Source organism: Streptomyces palmae, assembly GCF_004684805.1.
GTDB classification, from domain to species: Bacteria; Actinomycetota; Actinomycetes; order Streptomycetales; family Streptomycetaceae; genus Streptomyces; species Streptomyces palmae.
Genome location: NZ_SRID01000561.1, coordinates 1 through 2926, shown reverse-complemented (window position 1 = coordinate 2926; position 2926 = coordinate 1). Strand labels below are relative to the sequence as shown.

At 74.4% G+C, this 2926-nt stretch carries 2 protein-coding genes and 1 pseudogene; all 3 read right to left on the bottom strand.

Annotated elements, in window-relative coordinates; genetic code table 11:
- Window positions 1-845 (bottom strand): annotated as a pseudogene (locus tag E4099_RS30900) (hypothetical protein); the annotation flags it as partial.
- Window positions 846-1044: 199 nt separating this feature from the next.
- The gene (locus tag E4099_RS30895; RefSeq protein WP_209446810.1) at window positions 1045-2298 is read right to left on the bottom strand and encodes an RNA polymerase sigma factor; all 1254 of its coding nucleotides are present in this window, start codon (window positions 2296-2298) and stop codon (window positions 1045-1047) included.
- Complete coding sequence (locus tag E4099_RS30890) at window positions 2295-2648, bottom strand: YciI family protein (RefSeq protein WP_135342409.1); 354 nt, start codon at window positions 2646-2648, stop codon at window positions 2295-2297. Before E4099_RS30890 ends, E4099_RS30895 begins: the two co-directional genes overlap by 4 nt.
- Window positions 2649-2926 lie beyond the last annotated feature (278 nt).

The following is a 2926-nucleotide window of genomic DNA, read 5'->3' as shown; positions in this document are numbered from 1 at the left end:
GGGCCGTAGGGCGCGGGGGCTCCCGCGGGCGCGCCGTACGGCTGCGGGGCACCGGGCGGGCCGGCCGGCGGCGGGGTCCCGACTCCGGGCCGCGGGCCGGGCTGCGGCTGCGGGCCGGCCGTCTGCCGCCCCCGCGCCTGGCCGCCCATCTGCCGGAAGCACCGCCCCAGCAGGGCGATCGCGCCCAGCGAGACCAGTGCGATGCCGCCGCCGACCAGCTTGGGGAGCAGCCCGTCGCTCTTGACCACCATCGGCGTGGCCACCGTGAGGAACACCCCGTACATGGCCTGGCCGATACGGGCCCCCGCCGGGACGACCCGGAGCAGGTCGGGGATGGTGCGGGCCGCGGCGAGGCCCAGGCCGAAGGGCAGCACCGCGCCCATCGTCAGCGCACCGAAGCCGAAGGAGTTCCCGTACGCGCCCCAGGAGGCGCCCATGAACAGCAGCCAACCGGTGCCGCCGAAGCCCAGCAGCACCAGCAGCCCGTTGAGGTAGCCGGCCAGGGTCGCGGCCCGGCGGGCGCTCGGCAGATGGGCGACCGGGGAGCGCTGGGCCTCCGGCAGCAGCGCGCGCAGTCGGCTCCGCAGCACCCGTATCCGGGCGAAACCGAGTACCCCGGCGGCCAGCAGGGCCGCGCCGATCAGCGCGGCGAGGAACCCGGTGGGCTTCTCGGTGAGCCCGAAGTGCAGACCGCCCGCGGTCAGCGGCACACCGAACATCACCCCCAGGACCGCCGCCTTCACCTTGCCCTGGATGCGTGCGACGAGTCGTCCGGCCTCGTTCTGCGGTGGCGGCGCCGGTGCGCCTGGCGGGCCGAACGGCCCCTGCGGTTGCGGTCCGTGCATGAGAAATCCCCCGTGGACGACATCAGTTCAGCCCGGGAGTCTGCCATATCGGATGCCGGATCGAACGAACACAGCGCGTTCGAATCCTCGCGGACCGTGCCGGCGGCGGACCGGCACGGCACCCCGTGCGCGCCGGGGCGCGGCGGAGTCCTCGACGACCCGAGAAGCGGCCTTCGGGGGGCGTGCGGGACGGGACCGTTCACCGATCGGGGAGTTCGGCGAGTCTGCGGGCGAGCGTGGCGCGCTCCGATTCGTTGCCGGCGAGATCGAGCGCGGCTCGGTAGGCCACGGCCGCCTCCGCGGTGCGGCCCAGCCTTCTGAGCAGGTCGGCCCGCGCCGCCGGAAGCAGGTGGAAGCCACACAGCTCCCCGGCGTCGGCGAGGGCGTCCAGCAGGTCCAGGCCCGCCTCCGGGCCGTCGCGCATGGCGACGGCCACGGCTCGGTTCAGGGCCACCAGCGGGGAGGGCTCCAGCCGGAGCAGCACGTCGTAGAGCGCGACGATCTGCGGCCAGTCGGTCGTCTCGATGGCCGTCGCCTCGTCGTGCAGCGCCGCGATCGCCGCCTGGACCGCGTACGGTCCGACGCCGGGACCGGTGAGCGCCGGTACCAGGAGGCGCTGCCCCTCGGCGATGAGGTCGGCGTCCCACAACGTGCGGTCCTGGTCCTCGAGCAGCACCTGGCCTCCCGCGGCGTCGACCCTGGCCGCGCGCCGGGCGTCGGTGAGCAGGAGCAGCGCGAGCAGCCCCGCCACCTCGCGTTCCTCGGGGAGCAGCCGGTGCAGGATCCGGGCCAGCCGGATGGCCTCCTCGGCCAGGTCGGGGCGGAGCAGGCCGGGGCCGGAGCTGGCGGCGTACCCCTCGGTGAAGACGAGGTAGACGACCCGGAGCACGCTGGGCAGCCGGGCGGGCAATTCCTCCGGCCCCGGGACGCGGAAGGGGACGCGGGCACTGCGGATCTTGCGCTTGGCGCGCACCACGCGCTGGGCCATCGTCGCGGTGGGCACCAGGAACGCCCGGGCGACCTCGGGCGTGGTCAGGCCCGCGAGGCAGCGCAGCGTCAGCGCGGTCCGCGCCTCCGGGGAGAGCGCGGGGTGGCAGCAGGTGAAGAACAGCCGCAGCCGCTCGTCGGGGATGTCGTCGAAGCCGGGGTCGTCGGGGACCGCGGCAGCGGCCCGGTCGCTCTCCACGTGGAGCATCGCCAGCCGCTCCGCGTACGCGCGGTCGCGCCGGATCCGGTCGATGGCCTTGCGGCGCGCCGTGGTGAGCAACCACGCCAGCGGTTTGTCCGGCACGCCGTCGACCGGCCACCGCCGCAGCGCGGCCTCGATCGCCTCGGATGCGGTCTCCTCGGCCAGGTCCAGGTCTCCGAACCGGGCGGCGAGCAGGGCGAGCAGCCGGCTCCGGTCCTCGCGGAACACCGCCTCCACGGAGCGGGCCGCTCGCTGCTCGATCACGGCTGAACCGGCTCCCACACCGTGCGGACCTCGACGGTGCCGTACCGGGAACCGGGACACCGGGCCGCCCAGTCGAGCGCCGCGTCGAGGTCGGGGACGTCGATCAGGTAGTAGCCGCCGACGATCTCCCGGGTCTCGGCGAACGGCCCGTCGGTCACCACCCGCTCGCCGTTCACCCGGACGCGTACGGTCGTCGCGTTCGACATGTCCAGGGCGTGGCCGTCCAGCCTGACGCCGGCGTCGGAGATCGCCTTCTCGAAGGCGATGAACTCCTCGGCGGTCGGTCCCTCGGCCGGCATCTCCTCGGTGGAGTCGGGCGATGCCGTATTGATCAGCAGCAGGTACTTCACGGTGTGCTCCTTGTGCGTGGGATCGCTTGCGGGGATATGACGAACGGCCGCCGGGAGAATCGACACCACGGCCGGGGAAAGTGGCGAGGAGTGTTCCTCCTGCCGCCTCCGCGCGAAGTGGGCGGCACCCGGGGCGAGGCGGGGAAGCGACGCGCCGCGGTTCACCCCGTGAGATCCGAGAACGGGAATTTCCCCTCACCTCCTCCCATACTCGGCAGTGAGGAGCGGCCGCCCGGCGACTCCAGGCGCCTCACTCCCCCCGCCGGCCGCCCCACGCC